Origin of the sequence: Aerococcus urinae (assembly GCF_001543175.1) — a bacterium.
GTDB lineage: Bacteria > Bacillota > Bacilli > Lactobacillales > Aerococcaceae > Aerococcus > Aerococcus urinae.
The window spans coordinates 1,371,990-1,397,650 of record NZ_CP014161.1 but is presented as its reverse complement, the minus strand read 5'-3'; the positions used below and the strand labels follow the sequence as shown (position 1 = coordinate 1,397,650).

Genomic DNA, 25,661 nt, shown 5'->3' with positions numbered 1-25,661 from the left:
AACAAATGAAACTACAAGCAATCGACATCTTTGGCTATGGGAAATTTGTCCACCGCCAATTTCAATTGACGGATGACTTTAATGTTTTCCTAGGTCCAAACGGGTCGGGAAAATCCACTTTGATGAGCTTCGTTCTAAGTATCATGTTCGGTTTTCCCAACCAACGCCGTAAGGGGAGCCGTGATTTCGATACCAATGACCAAGTCCGTTTCGGGGGGCGTCTATATTTTAAGGATACCCAATGGGGCGATTGTGCCATTGAACGCACCCGGGCGAATGGTAAGCAAGTCTTAAAAATGTCTTTTGCAGGCCAAGAGGCCCAAGAAGTCGATCATTTTAAACAACTTTTTGGGGATTTGACCAGGGACACTTATTTAGCCTATTTTGGCTTTACTGAGCCTGATTTAATGCAATTTATCTGGGAATCGGAAGAAGATTTTGCCCGCAGTTTAGTCAACTTAGGTGTGACCGGTAAGCTCTCTCTCAGACAGGAAATCGACCAATTACAAGCGGACGCCGACAGCCTCTACCGGCCCCAAGGACAAAATCCTAAGCTTAATCAAGAAATGGTTGAATTAGAAAGACAAAACCAAGACTTGCTGGCTGCCCGTCAAGAGGAAGACACCTATTTTGACTTGGACCAAGAATTGTCAGAAAAAAAGGCGGCCTTGGCAGAAGTTCAGAGTGCTGAACAAAATGCTCGCCAAAGCTTAATGGACTTAGAAAAGGCTGACCAACAGAGCGCCTCTGATGAAGAGCGGGTGGCATTGGGCTTTGAACTTGCCCAATATGATGGACCACGTTTTTCAGACCAGGATGTTGACCAATGGCAAAACATTGTGAACACCAAAGACCGCTTGGTTGAGGAGTATCAGGAGCTTAACCCTGAAGGCTTTGTGATCATGGATTCTGTAGAAGCAAAGGCAGAGCCCGAAGAAGAACTGAATAGCGGAGGACAATGGATCAGCGACCATCTCGGCATTAGTGATCAAATGCTGGCAGAAGCCCGAGCTTACCGAGAACAAATTCGGCAAAATGAGAACCTCCATGATCAAATTGTCGAGAAACGTTACCAAGAAACTCGTTTACTTTCAGCTTTAGGAGCTGAATCCATCGATGAATTGCCGCGTGATTTCACCGATGAAGAGCGCGAAGAATGGCAAAAGCGCCAAAAAGCTATCGATAGCCGCCGGGTCTTCTACAAAAATACCAAAGCCGGCCTAGAAAACTTGATGGAAGACCGGGAAAGTCTTGGCCAAGAACGGCAAGAGATTTCCAGTAACTATGATGATTTCAAAGCCACTGTTTATAAATATACCCAGTCCTGGATTCGTCCGATTGGGATGACTTTATTAGCTGTTGGTCTAATTTGCTATGCGATTTCGCTCTTCCACACCAGCCCTTTCTGGCGGGGAGCAGGGATGCCAGCTTTAATACTTGGATTAATCTTTGTCTTAATTGCTTGGTTCCAAGAACGCAAAGGTAAACACTATGTTAATGAAGAAGAGAAGGCCTATCAATTAGACTTACGTGACATTGACAGTGAAACGGCTGAAATCCAACGACAAATCGATAATCAAAACCAACAAATCGCAGAACTAGAGGAAGAATCCAAGCAATTCACCGAGGATTTAGAAGCTTTCTTACGAGCTAAGGGTGGGTCTTCTTACATCATGCCCCTGGTTTGGCTACAAACCGACTATGTGAAACAAATTGAAGACCTGGAAGAGGAAATTAACCAACTAATCCATCAAAGTGGAGCAGGCGCTTTTGGTCAAGCCCACCAAGCGGAATGGTCAGATTACCGCCAAGCAAGCAATAATCAGGCCTTGTCACTGGACTCCTTATTCCAACAGTTTGAGGATGACTACCACAATTACCGGGTTTATGCGGCCAATCTTGATTATGAAGACCAAGAACAAAAAGCCAAGCAAGCCCGTCTCAGCCAGTTAGCTGACCATATTGACCAACTTGAAAAAACTGAGGAGAACTTCTTAAAACAATACAACTTAAGTGACCGTGCGGACCTAGAAAAGGCCTTGACTGCCTATGGTCAATTTAAGGACAAAGAAGCTCGCTACCAACTCTTAAACCAATATTTGGATAAAAAGGCTTCGGCTTTAAATGAAGATGAAGCGGAAGTTAGCGAACAAATTAAGGCCACAAAAGACCAAATCAATAGCTATGAAGGCCAAAGACAAGCCCTACTTGCTGATATTGCTCGGCTTGAAAATCAATTGAAGCAAATGAAAAACAGCCAAGCCTTACAAGCCATGGAACAAGACAAGCAAGAACAAGTTGACCAATCCTATGATACCGCAGTCGCTTGGGCTAGCGATACTTTGGCAGCTAAGACGATGGAGGAAGCGACTCTGGGACAAGGCCAAGATACGGTCCAACGAGTTCTTGCCCAAGCCAATCGCTATCTCTTCGATTTAACCAATACTAAATTTGAAAAGATGCGCTACACTGATGACAGTGTCGAAGTCTATCAACCCATTCAAGGCCAATGGATCAGCGTTAACCAACTCTCTCGGGGAGAGAAGGCTCTCTTATTCGTGGCTATGCGGTTTGCCTTTTTAGATGCCCAACTTGGGCACCAAGACCTACCGATTCTGATCGACGAAGGTTTTGCTCATTTAGACCAAGAATACCGGCAAAATATATATCGCTTCTTGAAAGAAAAGAGTCTATCCCGTCAAATTATTGTCTTTACCTTTGACCTAGAAATTACCCAAGGCTTACATTCCGGCCAAGTTCATCACTTAGAAGCATAGAAAGGAAGCCAACTTAATTTATGGATAAGCGCTTAATTTATGAAATCCCTCAAAATGAAAAATTTGATCTCTATATTTTGATAAAAAATGCCAATGTACGTACTGACCGCAATGGACGCGACTTCATTGCCTTTACCTTCCAAGATAAGTCGGGAACTATTGATGGCATGTATTGGAGTGCTATGGAAGATGAAGTGGAGGCCTTTCAAAGTGGTCGGGTAGTCCGGTTAAAGGGGCACCGGGAATTATATAATGGTCAACCTCAAGTGAAGATTTCGGGTTTGCGTCTAGCCCATGATGGTGAACCCAATGACCCTACCTTGTTTATTGCTGACGGACCTATGAAGGTAGAAGATATGAAGGCTGAAATTGAAGCGGGGATCAAAAGCATTATGCACCCTGTGCTCAAGAAAATTGTGGGCAGCATCATGACCGAATACGATGATATTTTCTACCAATATCCAGCTGCCAAACGCCACCACCATGCCTTTGTTGGAGGATTAGCCTTCCACACCGTTTCCATGTTACGCCTGGCTCAAGCGATTGCTAAACTTTACCCTAATGTAGATAAAAGCTTGCTTTATGCCGGGGTTATCCTCCATGATGCCGCTAAGGTGATTGAATTTGTAGATCCTTTAAGTGGAGATTATTCGATTGAGGGGAACCTTATTGGCCATATCTCTTTGATGGGACAAAAAATTTCCCTCACCGCAGAACAGCTAGGCTACCGCCAAGATGAAGAAGCAGTGGTCTTACTCAAACATATGATTCTTGCCCACCACGGGAGGAATGAATTCGGTAGTCCAGTAACACCACGCCTCTTGGAAGCTGAAATCCTTCATCGGGTGGATGACCTGGATGCAAAGATTAATATGATGACCAGTCACTTAAAGGATGTTGAGCCTGGTGAATTTACGCCAAAAATTATGGGCTTAGAAGGACGTTCTTTCTACCATCCGAGTGATGACTATTACCAAAATATTTAATGAGAATTGAAAAAGGGGATCGGGACCATTGTTCCGATCCCCTTTTTAATATATGGACTGTCTAATCAAAACGAGCTCCAGACACATGACGAACGTCCGCTTCAGAAAATGACGACAAATTCCCTTTGAGAATCCTTACGCCATTCCCTTCCAGTTGCTATAGCTGTAGGAAGCAAAGCGACGTACAGATATAGTATGTGTAGCTCTATCGATCTTTGGCGCACCCGTCGTACTTTTTTTTAACCTGCTCCAGGCGCAGAGCAAGCGTCCACTTCAGAAAATTCCAACGCACAGTTTGCTGTGCTTTTGCAATTTTCTTCCAGTGGTCTTGCTCTTTGGTGCGCCTGTCGCACTCTTTTTGTTGAGAATTTATTAAGCTTTGACTTCTTGGGCTTTAATTTATCTGGGCATGGTAAAGTAAGTTTAAGCTATTTTTCAGTCAAGGAGCTATGGAATGAACTTATTATTTGCCGTTGATGACCACTATGTGGAGCCTATGTTAACCACGCTTTACTCTATCTATAAAAACACAGCCAAGCATGACTATCAAGTCTATATCTTACAGAAGCAGCCCCTGGCGGCCCACGACAAAATCGATCGCTTTTTACAAGCTATGGGCATGACCTACCACCCGGTGCTTATTGATCCAGATATTTTTCAAGATGCACCGGTTTCTAAACGTTATCCAGAGACCATCTATTATCGCTTGCTAGCCCACTATTTCTTACCCGACCAGCTAGAAAAGATTCTCTATTTGGATGCGGATATTCTTTGCATCAATGACTTAGTGCCCTTATACGAGACCGACCTAGGCGATCATTTATATGGTGCGGCCAGCCACGCTAAACTAACTAAGATTACTGACCAGATTAATAAATTGCGCTTAGGGAATAGCCAGGCTGACCACTATTATAATTCTGGAGTTTTATTAATGAATCTTAAGGTTATCCGACAAAAGGTGAAGGCAGAGGATATTTTTGAGTTTATAAAGGAAAACCGCTATCAACTAATTCTACCTGACCAGGATGTCCTCAATGCCTTATACAGTCAGTATATTTTTGACTTACCCGACCATTTCTATAACTATGATGTCCGTTATAGCAAACTTTATGAATTGATTAGTGAAGGGGAGTGGCCTCCCGATTGGGTGGTTAACCACAGCGTTCTCTTACATTTTTGTGGGAAGAAAAAACCTTGGCAAAGTAGGCACTTAGATAACTTTGGCCTGCTTTATGCCCACTATGACCATAAACGGAAATTATTTACCCATTCCAAATAAAGTAAAAAGAGCATGCTCCGAGGAGATCCCTCGGAGCATGCTCTTTTACTGATAGACTATTTTTTATCAGATTCTGACTGACTTTGGCTATTATCTTGTTCTTTTTGACCTTGTTTTTGGTCGTCTTTATTTTCTTCTTTTTTGTCTTGGTCTTTTGATTCTTCTTTGGAATTTTTATCTGCCTTCTTGTCCTCTTCTTTAGGTTTGAATTGGTCGAGTGCAGATTTTAGGTCGGAGTCCTTAATGTCAATATTGTATTTCTTCAAGAGATCACTGGTGACTTGGAGGAGGGTGGAAGGATCTTGCATTTTCTTATTCTTCACTTGTTCAGCTAGCTTATCTTTTTCATCTTCAAAGCTACCTTTTTGACCCTTTTTATCTAATTTAATGACGTGGTAACCGTATTGAGATTTAACCGGTTCCTTGGTGTATTCGCCTTCGTTTAGTTTGAAGGCGGCATCTTCAAATTCTTTGACCATTTGGCCTTTTTCAACTTGGCCTAAAGATCCCCCTTTTTCTTTGCTGCCTGGGTCTTTACTGTGTTCTTTAGCTAAAGCACTAAAGTCGCCACCTTGGTCTAATTGTTTGATGATATCCTTGGCTTCGTTTTCATCTTCTACTAAGATATGCGAAATTTCCGCAGCAGGTTCATAGTCTTCGTAGGCTTTTTTTAATTCTTCGTCAGAAACTGGGATATTTTTCTTGAGGGCCTCTTGGGTGAGGGTGTATTGGATTAGTGATTCTTTGTAGGCTTCTTCAGAAGGCACGCCGGAACTTTTGAGGACATTTTGGAATTTGTCATTGTCACCAACTTGGGCCTTGGTTGCTGCAATTTGTTGGTCAGTTTCTTGTTCAATTTCCTTATAGCGATCCTTGCCGACTTCTTGTTTAGAGATTTCAGAAAGGATGAGTTGGCGAAGGGTTTGATCGCCGGCAACTTTCTTCATTTGGTCATTCAGTTGACCTTGGGTAATTTTAATATCATCACCGGTCGCCACAGCGCTATCATTGCTTTGACTTTGGCAAGCCGCCAGGGTGAAGGCACATAGACTGGATACTAGGCCTAGGGTGAATTTTTTCTTAAATTTCATAAATCAAACTCCTAATCATTTCATTCAATATACTCTAAAAATATAGCACAGCTCTTATTCTAACTCAATCCTAATGAAAAGAAGTCTAAGAACCTTCAAAGATTCTTAAACTTCTTTTCTCTTACTATCTTAGGACTATTCGTCGTCCTTATCGGCCCTTTCATCACTATCTGCTGACCCATTTAAGAGGGCAGAATTATCCACATCGGCCTGTAATTGGGCGACTTGCTCTTGGATACGGTTCATTTGGGGCACGGCTGTGCGTTGGAAGTCGCGGATAGCCAGTTGGATGTCGTCCCGGGCTGAGCCTAGGGTTTGCATGCCTTGGTTGGCTAAATCGCTAATGGCCACTTGGGTTTCTGCTAGAGAGCCAGTCAGGTCGGTGGCTGCTCCTGATAAACGTTTAGAATAATCTTTTAGAATGCGGCGGTTGGTTTCGCCGGAATGGGGCGTTTTTAAGAGGGCATAAGAACCCGCAAGCAGGGCGCCCAAGCCCAAACCTTTTAAAAATGCTTTTAACATCGACTACACCTCAATATTTTCGTTAATGGTTTTAGCAATTTTGGCTAAGTCTTCATCACTATAATTGTCACCGTTATTGGTAAATTTGACAGCAAAACCTTCCTCTTTTTGGTAGCGAGGAATGATGTGAATGTGAGAGTGGAAGACCGATTGATAGGCAATTTCACCGTTGTTATTTAAGATGTTAATCCCTTGAACGTCTGGGTAGGCCTTCTTAATGGCTTCGACAATAATAGGAATCCGTCTAAAAATAGCGCCAGCATCTTTGACATCGTAGTCAAAAATATCTTTTAAATGTTTTTTGGGAACGAGTAGGGTGTGCCCCTTGGTAACTTGAGAATTATCTAAGAAAGCAGTGACTACTTCGTCTTCGTAGACTAGATTAGTGGGGATTTCCCGGTTTGCAATTTTACAGAAAATGCAATCTTCCATGATATATCGTCCTCTCTAATTGACTTATTCATTTAGCTTAAGTTTATCACAAGCCTGGGTAAGTCACAATTTTTCTACGGGGATTTTTTCGGCCGTCCCTGATCGAAAAAATTCTGGATATTTGCTAAACTAGGTGTAAAATGAGGTCTTAAGATTAGATTATCAATAGCAAAGGAATTGAAAAATGACACTATCTGTAGAACATTTAAGTGGGGGTTATAGTAATTATACGGTCCTCCACGATTTAAATTTTTCCGTTCATGCTGGTGAAATTGTCGGCTTGATTGGCTTGAATGGGGCTGGAAAATCGACCACTATTAAGCATATTTTAGGTCTGCTCAAGCCGAGTGCGGGGGAAATATTGGTGAATGGCCATTCACTGGCTGAGGATAGCCAGGCCTACCGCCAAGCCCTTAGCTATATCCCCGAACAACCCATCCTCTATCCAGAGCTCACTTTGCGCGAGCATATCCAAATCATCGCCTTGGCCTACCATATTGACCCTGACCAAGCCATGGCTAATGCCAAACCGCTCTTAGAACGTTTCCGTTTGACCGAACGCTTGGATTGGTTACCCATCCATTTTTCTAAGGGCATGAAGCAAAAGGTCATGATTGTCTGTGCCATGCTGGTGGATACCATGTTGTACATTATTGATGAACCCTTTGTCGGCTTAGATCCACTAGGAATCGATGACTTTACCCAATTATTACTGAAGAAACGCCAAGCCGGGGCAGCGATTTTAATGTCAACCCATATCCTGTCCAGCGCTGAACACTACTGTGACCGCTTTATCTTCCTTCATGAGGGGCAAATTAAGGCCCAAGGGACCTTGCATGAGATCCGTCAGCGCTTCAATAAGGCAGATGCTAGCTTGGATGAACTCTATGTTGACTTAGTAAGAGGGCAGAGCCATGACCTTTAAAGAGCTCTATCCCAAACGCCGTCAAAGTCAGCAAAAACGAATATTCCGTCATTTTAAATATATTTTCAATGACCACTTTATCCTAGCTTTGGCCTTTATTTTAGCGGCCTTGGCCTTTCAATATAGTCAGTGGCTAAAGACTTTGACCAGTTTTAACCCGCTTTACCAATGGGGCTGGCTAGTCATTGCTACGGCCTTAGTTATGGGAATAGGCCACTTAGCTAGCTTCCTTCAAAAGGCGGACACGGTTTTTTTACTCGCACGGGAAGCGGACTTTAAGGATTACTTTAGCCAAGCCTTAATCTATAGTTTACTGCTGCCGACTGGGATCTATGCCTTATTTGTGGGCTTATCTTATCCCTTCTTATTCATTCATCAAGGCTTGTCAGCGAGCCAGGTACTTGCCATCTTTGTGATAATGGTCGGTTTAAAGGCTCTCCAGTTACGTTCAGTTTTAGAAAATTTTCATTTTTACAAACCTAGCCAAAGACGACTCTTGATGGTTTTGACTGCAGCTTATAGCTTTTGTCAGTTGTATTTTGCCGTGCGTGGAAAAATCTTTTTGGCCCTGGCTTTTGTTTTTGTGATGATCGTCATCTATTATCTGACCAGTAAAAACTGGCAGGGTGAAAAGCAATGGGATTGGTTAAAGATTACAAGTGAGGAAAGCCAACGCCAAGAAAGGGTTAACCAGGTTTTGAGCTTGTTTGTTGATGTTCCTACGGGTCAAAAGGCGGTTAAGCGGCGGAAATACTTAGATCCAATGCTTATGACCAGTAAGAACAATCCCTATTATTTTCTCTACCAAAGGGCCTTTTGCCGGAGTCAAGATTATTTTAATTTATGGCTCAGACTCACTGTCCTAGCGACTCTCTTGCTTTATTTCTTACCTAGTCACCTGCTGACCTACTGTTTAGGCCTTTTAATGCTTTATGCCAGTCATTTTCAAATTTTACCGCTCTACCGTCGCTATTATAAGCACCCCTTAATGAAAATCTACCCCCTAGACCAGGGTCAAGCTTTACCTGCTTTTCGTCGCTTTTTATACCTGCCGCTAGGTTTGCAGACGGGCTTACTTGCTATCAGTTTATTAATTAGCAAATCTTGGCAGGACAGTGTGATTTTCTTGATTTTAGCGGGGTTAGTGATTATCCTTTTCACCCAGGTCTATTTACCCCGTCGTTTACGAGGAAAAAATCGTCTCTTGGAAAAATTACATAGATAATTATTGACGATCCTCTAATTTCTGACTAAAATAAGAGATACTGTTTAAATATAATCGGGAGAAAGGGAGGAGAAGTTATGGAGTTCCAATTCGATAAAGAATGGACCTTGCACCCTATAGGTGGCGATACTGGCCAAGCTTTTATGGGAACACATAATCAAGAGCGGATATTTCTGAAGCGAAATTCTTCTCCTTTTTTAGCTGCCTTGTCCATGGAGGGGATTACCCCCCGCTTGATCTGGACCAAAAGAACTGCTAGCGGTGACGTCTACTCCGCCCAAGAATGGCTTTATGGACACACCCTGTCAGCCCAAGAAATCCAGCAAGGCATCGTGACTAAGTTAATGTCACGCTACCACCACTCTGACAATCTCTATAATATGTTGGTGAAGATTGGTGGGAAAACCTATAAACCAGAAGATTTCTTACACGAATTTGAAAACAATCTAAGTGAGGATTTGGACTCCTTAACCTATATTAATAGTGTGAAGGATTACCTTTATGACACCCTGTCTTTTGTGCAAAACGCTCGGCGCACTGTCTGCCATAGCGACCTCAACCGCCGTAATTTTATTTTGTCAGAAGATCATCGCTTATACTTGGTAGACTGGGAGAAGGTCTGCATTGCTGATCCCATTTTTGATATTACCCAGCTCTTAGTCCAATATATTCCCTTGGAAGATTGGGACCACTGGTTTGACCTGTATAACTTACATGTTAGCGAAGAGACTTATTTAAGAATTGAATGGTATTCTTTAATGAACTTGCTCTTTTTAATTAAGGCAGACTATCAAAAAAAACGCATCTATCATATAAATGAAAGCATTTTATTGCTCAGACATATCTATGAAAACCGCTATTTTAAAAGCAGTAACCAAGAAAAAACCATCACTTCCTGGTCTATTGACTAGACAATGATGAGCATCGGATTTGAAAAGTATTTGTCAATTAAAAAAGGTTGTGGCAAGGGTCACAACCTTTTTCTAAGTTAGGAAACAACACTAAGGAGGAAGACTATGCGTGTACGTCACAAACCCTGGGCAAAAGACCTGATCGCCCAACACCCTGAATGGGTCATTACTGACCCCTACGACCAAAAAGGCCACTGGCATGAAATATTTGCCAATGACCATCCTATCCATGTGGAAGTGGGTACCGGGAAGGGCCAATTTCTGATTGAAATGGCTAAGACCTATCCTGAAATTAATTTTATCGGCATCGAAATGATTTCTGATGTCCTAGTTATGGCTCTACAGAAAGCCATGGAAACTGAATTAAGCAACCTGCGTTTCATTCGCGGAGATGGTAACCATGTCAGCGACATGTTTGCCCATGATGAAGTTAGTGAAATTTACTTAAACTTTTCCGATCCTTGGCCCAAAAAGCGCCATGCTAAACGCCGCTTGACCCATGAAAACTTTCTCAAGCAATACCAAGACATCTTAAAAGCAGAGGGTCGCTTAATTTTCAAGACGGATAACCAAGGGCTCTTTGAGTATTCCTTAACCTCGCTCTCCCATTATGGAATGGTCTTAGATGATGTATCCTTGGACCTCCATAATAGTGGGGTGACAGATAATATCATGACCGAGTATGAGGCTAAGTTCTCTCAAAAAGGGCAGCGTATTTACCGTTTAATCGCTCATTTTAAGAATTGAGTGATAAAAGCAAAATCCTATTGATAAAAAAACCAAGCGGGCAGTCTCTTCATTTTGAGCACTTCCGGCTTGGTTTTTCTTAAGCATGATGAATTAGTCAATGGCAAAAATATCAACAATATTGCCTGTGATTGCGTCGGCATAGAATTCATATTGAACGACCTTATTATTTTCTAGACGGGAGATACCACCGTAGTAGAGTGTTTGCTCTTGGCCAAAACGATTAACATGGACCGGTTGGAGTTCAATCCAAGAGCCCTCAATGTCGCCGTCTTTTTGAAAGTGGTCCTTGACGGCCTCTAAAACTTCCATGCCGTCTTTAGCCTTATGGGCTTGGACTTGGTCATAAAGCAAAGCCGCAGCAACGCCGCCAATGACCAAGCCACAGGCAAAGAGGCTGCCTGCCAGGGCATAGCTTTGCTTTTGATCGTTAGGAAAAACGCTATTCTTCAACTGATTAATTAGGGCTTTTTTTACCATAGTGAATGTCAATCTCCTTTGTTTATTGGATAAAACGCAATATTTGCTTTAATTATAACACGCTTAAGCTTTTCTTGCAGGGAGCTAGGGAGAGGGGATATTTTGGAATTAGGCATGAATTGCCTTTTTAACGGTTTCAGTTTATAATTTACACGATACTTTGTAAAGATTTAATGACTTGCTCACAGATTTCAGTAAGGCAAGCAATATAAAGGAGAAGTTAATTATGTGGCTTAGTTTCTACAATCCTCGAGGAGTAGGCGATGTGTTGATGCTGACGTCAGCAGATCTTCCTCGTGAACTAATAGAAACTGAAACGTTGTCTGATGTGACACGTATTTATAACAAGGAAAGTAAAGAAACCATTGGTTATAATATCAATAATATTTCAACTTATATGGAAATAAAGGGAACAGGACACGTTCTCTTAGAAGATGCTCAAATTGAACAAATTAACCAATTATTTTATGAACAAGGTTTTGAAACCATCAAAATCTCAAACGAACCCCGGATTGTGGTAGGAAAGGTACTAGAGTGTGTTGACCATGAAAATTCTGACCACTTGCATGTCACCCAAACCCAAGTAGGTCCGGCGGGCGTTCAACAAATTGTTTGTGGGGCAAGTAATATTGACCAAGGGCAGACCGTAGTCGTTGCCCTGAGTGGGGCAGTCATGCCCAATGGACAGATTATCTGGCCGGGCGAATTGCGCGGGGTGAAAAGTAATGGGATGATTTGTTCCGCCTATGAATTAGGTTTAGACCCTGACCATGAACGTCAAGGCATTTTAGTGCTTGACGATGAATTGACCCCAGGAACGCCTTTTGAATCCATCAAAGACCAAGTGGATTAAAGGAGTCATTGACAGCTTCACTGAAATATTTTACCAAGAAAGGAATGAGAGGATATGGCCTTTGTCCCTTTTTATCGTAAAGAGAATACGCAGCGGATTAAGCCTAAGCACTCTGTCCTTGATTTCCCTAACTATCTAAGCCGTGACTATAGCAATTACCAGGAAAATAATGACCAGCGCATAGGCAAAGAAGCTCCGGTCAGCTTCCATATTGACGATGATCAGATGGTAATTAATAGCTCACCTTATCAAGCTAACCGAGCCTCTGTTCGTCCTGATCGTTCAGAGGCTATGCGGCGTCGCAAAGAAATTAATGATCAGCGGCAAAATAGTCCTTACCAATACAAACAAAACTCCATACGTGAGGATAAAAGAGAAAAGCAGGCCCGCTTACGGCGTGAAATTAAAGAATTTCAAATGTACCAGAGTAAAAAGCCCTTTAAACCGACTGAGCTGCCCTCAACCTGGTTGAATAGCCAGTCCAGCACCCCTGTTCAAGACAAAGGGACAAAAACGGAACTGCCTCCTCGAAGTCCAAGGAAGAAAACGGCGCCGCCAAGGACTAGTGAAAAGCAAGAGTTGGCTTCTACAAATCAGCCTAACTCGAACAAAAGCAAAGCAAGACCCAAGAAGCATTTAAACCGGGGTTTACAGTCAATTATGGCTGAGGAAAGGCCCCTCAAAGGGAATTCTTTTCTAGGACAAGATGATGGCCTAGCTAAGGACCAACCCCCTTTCAAAAAGCATCAAGATGGAAACGGAGACAAATAAGACATGGATAAAGAATTGACCTATCATTTTACCGGAATCAAAGGCACAGGCATGAGTGCTCTCGCACGCGTTCTTAAAGGAGCTGGCTACCAGGTCCAGGGTTCTGATGTCACTGATCATTTCTTTACTGAGGAAGGTTTGAAGGAAGCGGGCATTACCGTTTTACCTTTTGATCCTGACAATATCCATGAAGGCATGACGGTGATTTGTGGGAACGCCTTTAAGGATGACCACCCTGAAGTTGTCCGGGCCAAGGAATTAGGCCTGACCGTTACTCGCTATCATTATTTCTTAGGCGAACTCATTAAGAAATATACCAGTGTTGCTATCACCGGTTCCCACGGAAAAACTTCAACCACCGGTCTGATGGCCCATGTCCTGGGCAGTTTAAAGACCACCTCCTATCTGATTGGAGACGGAACCGGTAAAGGGGTGGAAGACGGCGAATACTTTGTCTTAGAAGCTGACGAATACCGGGAACATTTCTTAGCCTATGAACCTGATTATGCCATCTTTACCAACATCGACTTCGACCATCCCGATTTTTACCATAATATTGAAGAAGTCTTTGCTGCTAACCGAAAATTTGCCCACCAAGTTAAGAATAAAGTGATTGCCTATGGAAACGATCCTTACTTACAAAAATTGAAGGATGAGGTTGACGTTTGGTATTACGGCATTGACAATGATGATTTTGATATTGTCGCCAAGGATATTGTTCGCAACACCAAGGGTTCTCACTTTGATGTCTGGGTCCAAGGTAAGCATTATGGCAACTTTTCTATCCATACCTTTGGTCAACACAGCATCTTGAATAGCCTGGCAGTGATTGGTTTCTGTTATTTAGAAGGTTTTGATCCAGAGGATGTCCAAGAAGCCTTGACCAGCTTTAAGGGCGTGAAACGTCGCTTTAATGAACGTTTTGTTGAGGATATGGTGATTGTTGATGACTATGCCCATCATCCTTCAGAAATCAAAGCGACCATTGATGCCGCCCGCCAACAATATCCAGATAAAGCCGTGATTAGTGTCTTCCAACCTCATACCTATTCGCGGACCCTGGCTTTACTGGACCAATTTGCTGAGGCGCTAGACAAGTCCGATGCGGCTTATGTCTGTGATATTTTTGCTTCAGCACGGGAGACCGATCACCACCAAGTATCCAGCCAAGATGTTCTGGATCGTTTAACGGTTCCGCATGCGGCGCTTGATTTGGAGGATATGACCTCATTACTCGCCTATAAAGATGCGGTTATTCTCTTTATGGGGGCTGGTGATGTTCCTAAATATGCCAAGGCCTATGAAGCCGCCTTGTTAGAAAATGGGCACACAGATAAGGAGTTGTCAGATGATGACCATTAAGAAGGCAGTAATCCCGGCAGCAGGTTTGGGGACACGTTTTCTCCCCATTACCAAAGCTACGGCTAAAGAAATGCTTCCTTTGATGGATAAGCCGGTCATCCAATTTATTGTTGAAGAAGTGCTGGCCAGTGGAATTGAGGAAATTCTCATTGTTACTGGGCGCAACAAGCGCTCTATCGAAGACCATTTCGACTCTAATTACGAATTAGAGCAAAACCTTGCAGAAAAGGGTAAGGAAGGCTTATTGGAAATGGTACAATCCAGCACCTTGCATAATATTCAGTTCAAACGTCAACACTATCCTAAGGGGCTTGGTGACGCCATCCTACAAGCCAAGTCCTTTGTAGGCAATGAACCCTTTCTCTTAACCCTGGGGGATAATATTATGGTTTCTGATAAGCCCGCTTCTAAGCAGGTTATGGAAATTGCCGACCACTACCAAGCAACAGCGATTTTAACCCAAGCAGTCTCCAACCAGGAAGCTAAGCATTATGGGATTGTTGATGAAGCCAGTTCTCGGTCGGAGGATGTCTATGATATAAGCGGTCTAGTGGAGAAACCCACACAACCCAATTATGATCCCGCTATGGCCATTTGTGGACGTTATGTTTTAACCCCTGATATTTTTTCAGCGATTGAAGCGGTTGGCGTTAACCCTCAATCGGGAGAAATTGAACTCACCGACGCTTTAAATTTACTGGCTAAGGACCAAGCAGTCTTATCCACCCACTTCCATGGTCAATGGTATGAAGTGGGAGAACCTTTAGGACTTATCGAGGCTAGCATCCAGTATGCCTTACACCATGAAGAAACCAGCCAAGGCCTCAATGATTATTTAAAGCAAGAAATTATCCCTCGCTTAAAAGCGGAAAAATAAAGTCACCTAGTCTCCTTCAACTAGCTGAGGGAGACTTTTTCAATGGAGGAGAGCAGATTTTTGATTATTAAAGAAGCGATCTTACATATCTATGATCAAAACATTAACCAGGGAGTCATGTCTGAACTTCCCTTAGCCGTTGACAGTAATCATTTATTTAAATACATGCATGCCTTAATCGATAAGGTCTGGGTCACGGATAAGAAGAAGCGGGGGATCTTTCCAGCAGACAATGAAAAATACCAGCAATTTCAAGCGGCCTCAGCAGACTTTATTCCTAATAGCCAAGAATTGGCTAGTCAATGGTTTCAATTTATCCAATTAAACCCTGATATTCCTGCGGCTGACTTACTCTGGCTCCGTTTTTCTGATGACCAAGGTGAGGATTACCTGGCGGCCTTTAAGCTCAACCACAATGAGTCCTATACCCATAACCTGGTCTATAATGATGACAATGTTCAAAATGATCTCATTATTCATAAAAACATCCTGCCTTCTGCTAAACAGGCCATTGATGAAGGTATTGTGGTTAATTTAGCCAGTGGTCAGTATGACTTGGTAGAAAAGAAGCATGAAATTGAAAGCTTAGGGGAAAAGGCCAATTATTTTAGCGAATTGTACCTCAAGGTGCCGACTAAGCCTAGTGCCAAGGAAAGTATTCAAGCTATCAAGAAAGCCGTTGAAAAGACGGCTCACAGTTATGATGAACCGGTCTACCAATCCCTAGCCAAGGCTAAAGATATTCTCTACCATGAAATGAGTGGAGAGGAAGGTTTTTCTAATGAGCGGATTGCTGACTATCTCTACGAAGATAACCTGGCCAAGAAGCAATCCTATTTGGAAGAAACCCAGACTTTCCCTTTTGACAATGAAATGATGCAGGAAGTTGAAAGCATTCCTACAAAACTCCAAAGGCAAAAATTGAAACTGGATAATGGCATTGAAATCACCATCCCCCTCGACTTGTTCTACGATCCCGACGTCATTGAACTAAGCAATAACCCCGATGGGACCATCAGCGTAACCATCAAAAACATCGAATCCATAAAAAACATGTTTTAAGGTTGAGAGTGCGACAGTCACGCTAAAGGACGAAACCACTGGAGGAAACTGGTATAAGCTCAGCTGTGCTGAGTGTTACAAGTTTTCGAAGTGGACGTTCGTCCTGTGACTGGAACAGGTTTGGAATAGAGTGCGACAAAAGGCATAAGAGCCCTGAACCACTGGAGCTAAAGGGCGAAAGAATTCTTAAGAAGAATTCGTCGGCCTTTAGTGAAGTGGATGCTTGCCTTGCACCCAGAACACGTTTGGAATAGAGTGCGCGCTGACAAAATAAAGCTAAGGCTATCCCAGCACGAAAAAACTTAGTATACTATAAGAGAAAGCAGACTTTTGACTGCTCCTATGACTCAAATAGAGTGGGCAGTTTAACCATTGACCTGGATATGTGAAAGGATGACCCAAATTAGATGGATTATGAAGAATTTGAAAAAGATTTACCGGTCTTAGAGCGGGGCAAGTGGACCCTGGGATTAGACCATATTCGCGACCTCATGGCAGTCTTTGATAATCCCCAAGACAAATTGCCTACTGTCCATATCGCTGGCACCAATGGCAAGGGCTCAACCGCCTCAATGATAGCTAGAACCCTCCAATTAGCTGGTTATAAGGTGGGCTTGTATACCTCACCATCCTTAGTGAGTTTTAATGAGCGTATTCGGATTAACGGGGAGAATATCGCTGATGAAAAGCTGCGAGCCATGAAAGACTACATGAAGGAAAAACTTGCCGGCACTAAGATTCAATGCAGCGAGTTTGAGTTATTTACCGCCATGGCTTGGTTGATCTTTTTCCATGAAGACTGCGATATTATTGTTCTAGAAGTGGGCTTAGGTGGTCGTCTGGATGCCACCAACCTGGTAAAGAGTCCCTTAGTCAGTGTGATTACTAAGATTGCCTTAGACCATGAAAATATCCTGGGCCATACCATTTCTGAAATTGCCAAGGAAAAGGCGGGAATTATTAAGTACTACACTCCGGTGGTGGTTTATCCCTATCCTAAAGAGGCGATTGAAGTACTAAGTGCCAGCGCTGAACGTCAAGGAGCGCCCTTAAAGACCATCGATACAGCAAGTATTGAAAATATCTACTTGGAAAACCGCCAACAGGGCTTTAACTATAAGGGAGAAGACTACCAGCTTAATTTATTAGGTAAACACCAAGTGCTTAATGCTTGCTTAGCGATTGAAGCTTTAGCTGAAATCAAACGAGCTGGTTTTAATGTAGAGCTCAAGCAGATAAAAGAAGGCTTACAGACAGTTTCTTGGCCAGGACGCTTTGAATGGGTCCACCAAGATCCAGAAATTATTATTGATGGCAGTCATAATTTAGATGGGGTCCGGGCCATGCGCCATGCCGTTGAGGATTATTTCCCTAATATTCCCCGCCTAGGCATTACCGGCATGCTAAAGGATAAGGATGTTTACCGGATGTTAGGAGAGGTCGTTCACTTATTTGATGAAATTGTCACCATTACCCCTGATTCAGACCGGGCCATGACAGCCAGTGAACTCACTAAGGCCACCCATATGGTTACAGGCCTGCAAAAGGTCAACACCTATACCGCTCAGAATAATGAAGACGCTATGGCCTATGCTAGACGATGGGCTGACCAGCAAGAGGGGGACTGTCTCATCTGTGTTTTTGGCAGTCTCTATCTGGTTGGAGAATTAAGAGAGCTGGTCTTTGAATCCTTTGAAGCCAACCAATAAAAAAGCCGAATGGATCAGTGATCCTTTACACTGATTCATCCGGTTTTTATTTTTATGCAAGATCTTTTACTTTTTTAACTCATATTCCACTCGATTAATTCATAGAAACCATCATGATAGGAAACATGGGCATAGTGACCGTAGTCTAAGACATCGGCTAAGTCAAAATCAGCCAAGACCTCGTGGAGAAAGGCAGAGATCGGGGTATGGTGGGAGATGATGGCGACATTGATTTCGGGTTTCATATGGTCTAGGCGGTATTCTAAAGCCTCATCATGAACCTGCATCATCCCACTTTCTAGGCGATTCCAAAAGGTCATAAAATCTTCAGCTAAGCCTTTAGGATCACGGTGGCTAATGCCATCAATAACATTAGGCACAAATTGTGATTGAGGGATGCCTTCTTCTCGCATGTGGTGGACCATTTCCTGCAAGCTTTCGGGCCAGGCTACTTCGATGGGCTGCCCTTCCATACCGCCGTAATAAATCTCACGAAATTCTTTTAAGGGAGTGGCTATCAGGCCTTGAGGCTGACTCGATAAGAGGATTTGCGCACTCGTTTGACTCCTTGGCATATCACTGGAGTAGGCTAAATCCAAAGGAATATTTTTAAAGTGGTCAGCTAAATCGGCCATTTGTGCTCGACCTACCCGGGTTAGGGGGGTATCGGTCCAGCCTTGTACTTTTTCTTGACCGGCCAGCTTGTTCTGGTTGGCTTCGGTCTCTCCATGGCGGATAAAGTAATAATGTATGGCTTGCATCAGATCACCTCCTCTTTTTTATCTTTTATTTATTTTAGCATATATTTTTACTAAAGGTGAGCCATTGCCTGAAAGAAATTCCCAAAGATAAATAAAGTTGCTCATCAACATAAAGCGTGATACAATGACATAAGTATGAAGACGACTCAGAAGTAGTAACTTGGGCGGAATACTTAGCGAGGATGTGCTTGGTGAAAACATCTTATTCCTAACAGTGAACTCGTCTGATGATTCACACGCAACTTGTTTGCCGTCTCACCTGCGTTATGGGTAAGAAGAGAGCCAACGTAGGTGGTACCACGATCATTCGTCCTATTTATGCAAGATAACTTGTGTAAGGGGCTTTTTTTTTAGGTAAATATTTCATGTTGAAACGGAAGGGGATTACATAATGGCTTATAACCACAAGACAATCGAGAAAAAATGGCAAAAATACTGGAAAGATAATAAAAGCTTTAAAACCTTAGAGGACAAGTCCTTGCCTAAGTTTTATGCATTGGATATGTTCCCTTATCCTTCTGGTCAAGGGCTCCATGTCGGGCACCCAGAAGGTTATACGGCAACCGATATTGTTTCAAGAATGAAGCGGGCCCAAGGTTATAATGTCCTCCATCCTATGGGGTGGGACGCTTTTGGCTTACCAGCTGAACAATATGCCCTCGATACCGGTAATGACCCTGCCGAATTTACCCAAGCTAATATTGGGGTCTTCAAGAAACAAATTGAATCCCTAGGTTTTTCCTATGACTGGGACCGTGAAATTGACACCACTGACCCTGAATATTACAAGTGGACCCAATGGATCTTCACCAAACTCTTTGAAAAGGGGCTAGCCTATGAAGATGAAATCATGGTTAACTGGTGTGAAGCCTTGGGGACGGTTCTGGCTAATGAAGAAGTGATTGACGGCTTGTCTGAACGGGGTAACCATCCAGTAGTACGTCGTCCGATGAAGCAATGGGTATTGAAGATTACCGCCTATGCCGATCGGCTTTTAGATGGTTTAGATGACTTGGATTGGCCAGAGAGCATCAAGGAAATGCAAAGAAACTGGATTGGTCGCTCTGAAGGGGCCGACGTTACCTTTAAAGTGGCGGATTCTGACAAGGAATTTGAAGTCTTCACCACGCGTCCGGATACCCTCTACGGGGCCACTTACTGTGCTTTAGCCCCAGAACATCCATTAATCAAGCAAATTGTGAGCGAAGACCAAAAACAAGCGGTGGCTGACTATGTTGAAGCAGCCAGCCATAAGTCTGACTTAGAACGTACTGATCTCGCTAAGGAGAAGACTGGGGTATTTACTGGGGCCTATGCGGTTAACCCACTCAACGGGGACAAGCTCCCTATTTGGGTGGCTGACTATGTCTTGGTTTCTTATGGGAGTGGTGCGGTGATGGCTGTTCCTGCCCATGACCAAAGGGACTACGAATTTGCTAAGCAATTTGACCTTCCAATAAAAGCTGTCATCGAAGGTGGCGACCTGGAAAAAGAAGCTTACACTGGCGATGGGGTCCACATTCATTCAGAAGAATTGGATGGTTTAGGCAAGGATGAAGCCATTCAAAAAGCCATTGAAATCTTAGAAGACAAGGGCGCTGGCCAAGCTAAGACCTCTTACCGCCTCCGTGACTGGGTCTTCTCACGTCAACGCTACTGGGGTGAACCGATTCCTGTTATCCATTGGGAAGATGGGACCACCACAGCAGTTCCTGAAGCAGACTTACCGGTCTTGTTACCAGAAGGCAAAGATATTAAACCATCAGGTACTGGTGAATCCCCACTCGCCAACTTTGAAGACTGGCTTAACGTTTATGATGAAGAAACTGGCCTCCACGGCAAGCGCGAAACCAACACCATGCCACAATGGGCCGGGTCCAGCTGGTATTATATTCGCTTCTGTGATCCTAAGAATAAGGAAGCTCTTATTAGTCAAGAAGCAGCCGACTATTGGATGAATGTTGACCTTTATATTGGTGGAGCAGAACACGCCGTGCTTCACCTCCTCTATGCGCGTTTCTGGAACATGTTCCTCTATGACTTAGGGGCAGTGCCTACCGAAGAACCCTTCCAAAAACTCTTTAACCAAGGCATGATCCTCGGTGAAGGACATGAAAAAATGTCTAAATCAAAGGGGAACGTGGTCAACCCTGATGACATTGTTGAACGTTATGGTGCCGACACCTTACGTTTGTATGAGATGTTTATGGGACCTCTGGACGCCTCCATTGCTTGGAGTGAAGATGGTTTAGCGGGGGCTCGTCGCTTCCTGGAAAGAGTCTGGCGTTTATTTATCGATAGTGACGACCAATTACGGGACCGAATTACTACCATTGATACGGGTGAATTAGACAAGGTTTACAATCAAACCGTCAAGAAAGTCACTGAAGACCTGGAAAAATTACACTTCAATACGGCCATTTCGCAAATGATGGTCTTTGTTAATGAAGCTAATAAGGCAGAAAGTATTCCTTACGATTATGCCAAGGGATTTGTCCAATTACTGGCTCCAATTGCCCCTCACTTGGGTGAAGAATTGTGGCAACGTCTAACTGGTGAAGCTGGAATTTCATATGTGCCATGGCCAAGTTACGACGAAAGCCAATTGGTCGAAGAAAGTATCGAAATTGTTGTTCAAGTGAACGGTAAGATCAAGGAACGTCTCCAAGTGGCTAGTGGCCTTAGCCAAGAGGAATTGAGTCAAGCGGCCAAAGACTCTGACAAGGTCCAAGCAGCCATTGCTGGTAAGGACGTGGTGAAGGTGATTGCTGTTCCTGATAAATTAGTTAATATTGTGGTCAAATAGGAAGGAAATTGCATGAAGAATATTTTAATCGTCCATGATATTTCCTGCTACGGGAAGTGTTCTTCAACAGTTGCCTTGCCTATCTTAGCCATGATGGAATTAGCGGGGACTTTACTACCTACTTCGCTCTTGTCAACCCACACGGGGCCTGGTTTTGAAGGCTATACTTATCTAGACCTCAGTGATGAAATGGCTAAGATTGTCAATCACTGGCAATCATTTGGTTTAACATTTGATGCGGTTTATGTCGGTTATTTAGGGAGTATTGACCAAATTGACTTCTTAATTGAGAAATTACCCCAGTTAGTCAAGGCTGGTGGGAAAATTTACCTGGATCCAGTCATGGCTGACCAGGGCAAGTTTTATCCCGGCTTTGATGAAGCCTATGCCAAGGCCATGCGCAAACTATGTGATATTGCTGATGTGATCATGCCCAATCAAACCGAGGCAGCCTTTATCTATGACTTACCCTATCAAGAGGGCCTGGCGGGTTATCAAAGCGCTAAAGACTTAGCCGCTTTAATCAACCAGAACAGTGACCAGCCGACTTCACTAGTCCTTACAGGGGTAGGTTATGATGGGGAACAGCAGACCGGGGCCTACTACTATGACGCTGACAATGAGACTGAGGGCTTGATTCAGGCTGATTTTGTCGGCGGACTTTTCCATGGAACCGGTGATATCTTTGCTTCAATATTCGTTGGTGCCCGTGAAAATGGGGCCACTCTAAAAGCAAGTACCGCCTTAGCTGTGGAAACTCTGCCCAAAATTCTCCAAGCCTCTATCGATAATCCCAATATTCACCAAGATGGCCTAGACTTCGAAAAAGCCTGTCCCGACCTTAACCGTTTTGTTCAGGATTTAAAAACTAAATAAAATCAAGTAAGCGATTAACTCTAGCCTTTAAAGGCAGGAGTTAATCGCTTTTTTCCTAGGCAGATAAAAAAACTTTCAGCTCACTGAGCAATATGCTTTTTATGGGAGAAAAGTGTGTTAAAATTATTACTAACAAAAAATAAGTAAATGGAGGGAAGATTTTGCTGCGTCTAGAGAATATTCATAAAACTTTCGCTGATAAGGAAGTTTTAAAGGGGATTGACTTAACCGTCAATGACGGAGAGGTCGTTGCTATTATCGGCCCTAGTGGTACCGGTAAAACGACTCTTTTAAGAACTATTAATTTCCTTGATCCCGCTGACCATGGAAGTATCCAGCTCAATGACCTGACTGTGGCAGTTGACCAAGCCACTAAGCAAGAGATTACTGAAATCCGCCGACGGACGGCTATGGTTTTTCAAAATTATAGCCTCTTTAAAAATAAAACCGTTTTAGAGAATGTGACAGAAGGTTTAATTACCGTCCAAGGCAAGAGTGCTGAAATGGCTGAAAGAATTGCCAAGGCAGAATTAGACCAGGTGGGCATGCTGGACCATTTAGATAAGTATCCTAGCCAGTTATCAGGAGGACAGGCCCAGCGCGTAGGAATTGCCCGGGCAGTGGCTCTAAAACCCGAAATTTTACTTTTAGATGAACCAACCTCGTCATTGGATCCGGAACGGTCAGCAGAATTGCTGAAGATTCTACAAGAGATTGCCCGGACCGGGGTGACGATGTTGATTACTACCCATGAAATGGATTTTGCTAAATACGTTTCTTCCCAGGTTGTTTTTATGGAAAATGGTGAAATCGTTGAATCGGGAAGTCCCCAACAGATTTTTTCAGCAGCTAAGGAAACCCGGACGCGAGATTTTGTTAATAAGATCCAACATCCCTTTTTAACCGAAAGTGAGGAGAATGACTAATGAAAACATTAAAGACTTTAATCATTGTACTAGCGGGACTCTTTTTAGCAGCCTGCGGGAATAGCCAAGGTGGATCCGAATCCGGAGCCCAAACCGTGACTGTTGCGGTTGAGAACGCTTCAAAGCCCTTATCTTTTACCGATGAAAAGGGGAATTTAACCGGATATGAAGTGGAACTGATCCAAGCCTTAGATGAAGCCATGCCTGAATATGACATTAATATTGAAAGTGTTGACTCTGAAGCTGCCCAAGTCGGTTTGGAAACGGGACAATATGATTTTATCGGTGGAGGACTCTATAAGAATCCTGAACGTGAAGCCATGTATCTCTTTCCAGAAAAACATACTGGAGCTAGTGTGATTGAAATTTATAAACGCGCTGATGATAATTCTATTCAAAGTTTAGACGACTTAACAGATAAGAAGGTCCACCCGGTAACACCGAATGGGGGAATCTTTAACTTATTAACTGCTTATAATGAAGCTCACCCTGACAATCAAATTGATATTCAATTGGGTGAATCTGGCTCTTTTGCGGAACGTTTCCAAGCAGTTGACAAGGGCGATTCCGATGCTGTTGTGATGCCGTCCAACCTGGGCGCTGATCAAATTATCGAAGAGTTAGGCTTAAATGTGAATACAGCTGACCAACCGGTTCAAGTCAAAGCCACTTACTTTATGATTGCCCCTGACCGGGAAGATTTAAAAGAAGCTCTGGATAAGGCGATCCAACAACTAGCGGATGAAGGTAAATTACAAGAACTATCAGAGAAATGGTATGGAAAGAATATTTTCGACTATGAAATCAGTGAAGAAAAATAATAGTTGTCAGGCGACTAATCAGTTAATAACCATTAGTCGCTTTTCTTTGTAATAAAGGAGTTGCTTTATGGATTTTGGATTTATTATTAATATACTCCCCGCCCTCCTAAAGACCTTGCCGCTAACCTTGTTTGTCTTTGTAGTTGCCTTAGTTGGTTCCCTATTACTGGCTGTTATTGTGGCCAGTTTACAGGTGAAAAAGATTCCGATAGTCGATCCGCTCTTAAGGATATACACATCCTTTATGCGATCGACCCCAGGGATTATCCACCTTTTCGTGGCCTATTATGGGATACCATTTGTTTTGCGTCCCTTTCATATCTCACTAGGGACCAATAGCCAGGTGACGGCAGCTATTATAGCCTTGGTGGCTTATAATGGGGCCTTTATGGCTGAAATTATCCGCCCCGCCTATCTGGCTGTCGGCCAAGACCAAAAAGAGGCGGCCCTGAGTTTGGGGATGACTGCCAGTCAAAGGAATTGGCGGATTATTTTCCCACAAATTATCCCCATCGCCTTGCCGTCGCTAACGACAGCTGTGATCGATTTGTTAAAGGATACTTCCTTACTTTTCCTTATCGGTTTAGTTGACCTGATGGGACAGGCAGAAATTATTATTGCCAATAACTACGGTCTTTACCAGGTGGAAGTCTACTTTGCTATTGCCCTCATTTATTGGGCCATGTCATCACTATTGATCTTAATCAGTAAGTTAGTGGAAAACCGTTACGCTATGATTTGGAGAAAGGAGGACTAGGCTATGCGCTTTGATCTTAATATTTTATGGGATACTATTTTAGTTGTCTTACAGGCAGTTCCCCGGGTCCTCTTATTAGCCCTGATTGTCTTAATCTTAGGGATTGGCTTAGGGTCTTTAATTGCCTTAGTTCGGCGTCGGCGAATTCCGATTGTTGACCACTTATTAGAAATTTTTATTTCCTATATGCGGGGCGTCCCCCTAATTGTTCATTTATTTATTATCCGCTATAGCTTACCGGACCTGGCGACTAGTTTTATGAACCTGCTGGGCTTTGGTATGGAACCTAGCGATTTCCCCAATATCCTGCTCATTATTGTTGCCTTTACCTTATTAGAAGCGGCCATTGAATCGGAAAATATCCGTGGCGCCCTCAATGCGGTCAGTAAGGACCAAGTGGAGGCGGCCTTATCTATCGGAATGACAAAAAAGCAAAGCCTGCAAAGGATAGTCTTTCCCCAAGCCTTAACAGTTGCCATTCCACTCTTTTTAAACGCTTATTTGAAGGCCATAAAAATTCAGTCCCTGGCCTTCACTGTGGGTGTGGTTGACATTCTTACTCAAGCCCGCTTTGCAGCCGCCTTGTCCTACCATTATCTAGAATCTTACCTGGCAGCAGCCCTCGTTTATTGGTTAATTTGTGGCCTCTTGCAGGTCGTATTTGACCACTTGAGTCAGAAGCTTTCATTTGAGAAAGGAGTCTAG

General features: G+C 43.2%; 24 protein-coding genes. 19 read left to right on the top strand and 5 right to left on the bottom strand.

Annotated features, from left to right (window positions below):
• Positions 1 to 5: 5 nt before the first annotated feature.
• From AWM73_RS06350 to AWM73_RS06340, 3 genes are all read left to right on the top strand, one after another.
• Positions 6 to 2,777: an ATP-binding protein gene (locus AWM73_RS06350; protein WP_060778590.1), complete on the top strand. Its 2,772-nt coding sequence runs from the start codon at positions 6 to 8 to the stop codon at positions 2,775 to 2,777.
• Positions 2,778 to 2,797: 20 nt separating this feature from the next.
• Positions 2,798 to 3,763 (top strand): 3'-5' exoribonuclease YhaM family protein, encoded by a 966-nt coding sequence (locus AWM73_RS06345; RefSeq protein ID WP_060778589.1) that lies wholly within the window; start codon positions 2,798 to 2,800, stop codon positions 3,761 to 3,763.
• A 454-nt stretch (positions 3,764 to 4,217) separates the two neighbouring features.
• Entirely contained in the window at positions 4,218 to 5,042 is an 825-nt protein-coding gene (locus AWM73_RS06340; protein WP_060778588.1) for a glycosyltransferase family 8 protein, read from the top strand.
• Positions 5,043 to 5,098: 56 nt separating this feature from the next.
• Here the strand turns inward: AWM73_RS06340 and AWM73_RS06335 are convergent, their stop codons facing one another.
• From AWM73_RS06335 to AWM73_RS06325, 3 genes are all read right to left on the bottom strand, one after another.
• Positions 5,099 to 6,133, bottom strand: coding sequence for a peptidylprolyl isomerase (locus AWM73_RS06335; RefSeq protein WP_060778587.1), 1,035 nt, complete (start codon positions 6,131 to 6,133; stop codon positions 5,099 to 5,101).
• A gap of 135 nt (positions 6,134 to 6,268) precedes the next feature.
• Positions 6,269 to 6,655: a hypothetical protein gene (locus tag AWM73_RS06330; RefSeq protein ID WP_076340227.1), complete on the bottom strand. Its 387-nt coding sequence runs from the start codon at positions 6,653 to 6,655 to the stop codon at positions 6,269 to 6,271.
• 3 nt (positions 6,656 to 6,658) lie between these two features.
• Positions 6,659 to 7,087 (bottom strand): HIT family protein, encoded by a 429-nt coding sequence (locus tag AWM73_RS06325; protein WP_060778586.1) that lies wholly within the window; start codon positions 7,085 to 7,087, stop codon positions 6,659 to 6,661.
• Between the two features lie 184 nt (positions 7,088 to 7,271).
• Between AWM73_RS06325 and AWM73_RS06320 the strand changes: the two genes are divergently transcribed.
• From AWM73_RS06320 to trmB, 4 genes are all read left to right on the top strand, one after another.
• Positions 7,272 to 8,012 (top strand): ABC transporter ATP-binding protein, encoded by a 741-nt coding sequence (locus AWM73_RS06320; RefSeq protein ID WP_060778585.1) that lies wholly within the window; start codon positions 7,272 to 7,274, stop codon positions 8,010 to 8,012.
• Positions 8,002 to 9,237, top strand: a complete 1,236-nt coding sequence (locus AWM73_RS06315; protein WP_060778584.1) for an ABC transporter permease — start codon at positions 8,002 to 8,004, stop codon at positions 9,235 to 9,237. Before AWM73_RS06320 ends, AWM73_RS06315 begins: the two co-directional genes overlap by 11 nt.
• Positions 9,238 to 9,314: 77 nt before the next feature.
• Positions 9,315 to 10,148 (top strand): phosphotransferase family protein, encoded by an 834-nt coding sequence (locus AWM73_RS06310; protein WP_060778583.1) that lies wholly within the window; start codon positions 9,315 to 9,317, stop codon positions 10,146 to 10,148.
• 105 nt (positions 10,149 to 10,253) lie between these two features.
• Complete coding sequence (gene trmB / locus AWM73_RS06305) at positions 10,254 to 10,895, top strand: tRNA (guanosine(46)-N7)-methyltransferase TrmB (protein ID WP_060778582.1); 642 nt, start codon at positions 10,254 to 10,256, stop codon at positions 10,893 to 10,895.
• 93 nt (positions 10,896 to 10,988) lie between these two features.
• On the opposite strand, the gene AWM73_RS06300 is transcribed toward trmB, so the two are convergent.
• Complete coding sequence (locus AWM73_RS06300; RefSeq protein WP_082702876.1) at positions 10,989 to 11,375, bottom strand: hypothetical protein; 387 nt, start codon at positions 11,373 to 11,375, stop codon at positions 10,989 to 10,991.
• A gap of 226 nt (positions 11,376 to 11,601) precedes the next feature.
• Here AWM73_RS06300 and ytpR point away from each other — a divergent pair, with 226 nt between their 5' ends.
• From ytpR to AWM73_RS06270, 6 genes are all read left to right on the top strand, one after another.
• On the top strand, positions 11,602 to 12,228 hold the full coding sequence (gene ytpR / locus AWM73_RS06295) for a YtpR family tRNA-binding protein (RefSeq protein WP_060778581.1): 627 nt from the start codon (positions 11,602 to 11,604) through the stop codon (positions 12,226 to 12,228).
• A gap of 54 nt (positions 12,229 to 12,282) precedes the next feature.
• Positions 12,283 to 12,999, top strand: a complete 717-nt coding sequence (locus AWM73_RS06290) for a hypothetical protein (RefSeq protein ID WP_060778580.1) — start codon at positions 12,283 to 12,285, stop codon at positions 12,997 to 12,999.
• A gap of 3 nt (positions 13,000 to 13,002) precedes the next feature.
• Entirely contained in the window at positions 13,003 to 14,361 is a 1,359-nt protein-coding gene (gene murC / locus AWM73_RS06285; RefSeq protein WP_060778579.1) for a UDP-N-acetylmuramate--L-alanine ligase, read from the top strand.
• Positions 14,351 to 15,238: a UTP--glucose-1-phosphate uridylyltransferase gene (locus tag AWM73_RS06280; protein WP_082702908.1), complete on the top strand. Its 888-nt coding sequence runs from the start codon at positions 14,351 to 14,353 to the stop codon at positions 15,236 to 15,238. The genes murC and AWM73_RS06280 overlap by 11 nt, the downstream gene beginning before the upstream one ends.
• Positions 15,239 to 15,298: 60 nt before the next feature.
• Positions 15,299 to 16,300: a nucleoid-associated protein gene (locus AWM73_RS06275; protein WP_060778577.1), complete on the top strand. Its 1,002-nt coding sequence runs from the start codon at positions 15,299 to 15,301 to the stop codon at positions 16,298 to 16,300.
• Between the two features lie 407 nt (positions 16,301 to 16,707).
• Entirely contained in the window at positions 16,708 to 18,009 is a 1,302-nt protein-coding gene (locus tag AWM73_RS06270; protein ID WP_060778576.1) for a bifunctional folylpolyglutamate synthase/dihydrofolate synthase, read from the top strand.
• Positions 18,010 to 18,083: 74 nt separating this feature from the next.
• Here the strand turns inward: AWM73_RS06270 and AWM73_RS06265 are convergent, their stop codons facing one another.
• On the bottom strand, positions 18,084 to 18,770 hold the full coding sequence (locus tag AWM73_RS06265) for a histidine phosphatase family protein (RefSeq protein WP_060778575.1): 687 nt from the start codon (positions 18,768 to 18,770) through the stop codon (positions 18,084 to 18,086).
• 391 nt (positions 18,771 to 19,161) lie between these two features.
• Here AWM73_RS06265 and leuS point away from each other — a divergent pair, with 391 nt between their 5' ends.
• From leuS to AWM73_RS06235, 6 genes are all read left to right on the top strand, one after another.
• Complete coding sequence (gene leuS / locus AWM73_RS06260) at positions 19,162 to 21,576, top strand: leucine--tRNA ligase (protein ID WP_060778574.1); 2,415 nt, start codon at positions 19,162 to 19,164, stop codon at positions 21,574 to 21,576.
• Positions 21,577 to 21,588: 12 nt separating this feature from the next.
• Positions 21,589 to 22,452: a pyridoxamine kinase gene (locus AWM73_RS06255; protein WP_060778573.1), complete on the top strand. Its 864-nt coding sequence runs from the start codon at positions 21,589 to 21,591 to the stop codon at positions 22,450 to 22,452.
• A gap of 161 nt (positions 22,453 to 22,613) precedes the next feature.
• Positions 22,614 to 23,378, top strand: coding sequence for an amino acid ABC transporter ATP-binding protein (locus AWM73_RS06250; RefSeq protein WP_060778572.1), 765 nt, complete (start codon positions 22,614 to 22,616; stop codon positions 23,376 to 23,378).
• Entirely contained in the window at positions 23,378 to 24,199 is an 822-nt protein-coding gene (locus AWM73_RS06245) for a transporter substrate-binding domain-containing protein (RefSeq protein WP_060778571.1), read from the top strand. Before AWM73_RS06250 ends, AWM73_RS06245 begins: the two co-directional genes overlap by 1 nt.
• 67 nt (positions 24,200 to 24,266) lie before the next feature.
• Positions 24,267 to 24,956 carry an amino acid ABC transporter permease gene (locus AWM73_RS06240; RefSeq protein WP_060778570.1) on the top strand — a complete coding sequence of 230 codons (690 nt, stop codon included), beginning with the start codon at positions 24,267 to 24,269 and terminating at the stop codon, positions 24,954 to 24,956.
• Between the two features lie 3 nt (positions 24,957 to 24,959).
• Complete coding sequence (locus AWM73_RS06235) at positions 24,960 to 25,661, top strand: amino acid ABC transporter permease (protein WP_060778569.1); 702 nt, start codon at positions 24,960 to 24,962, stop codon at positions 25,659 to 25,661.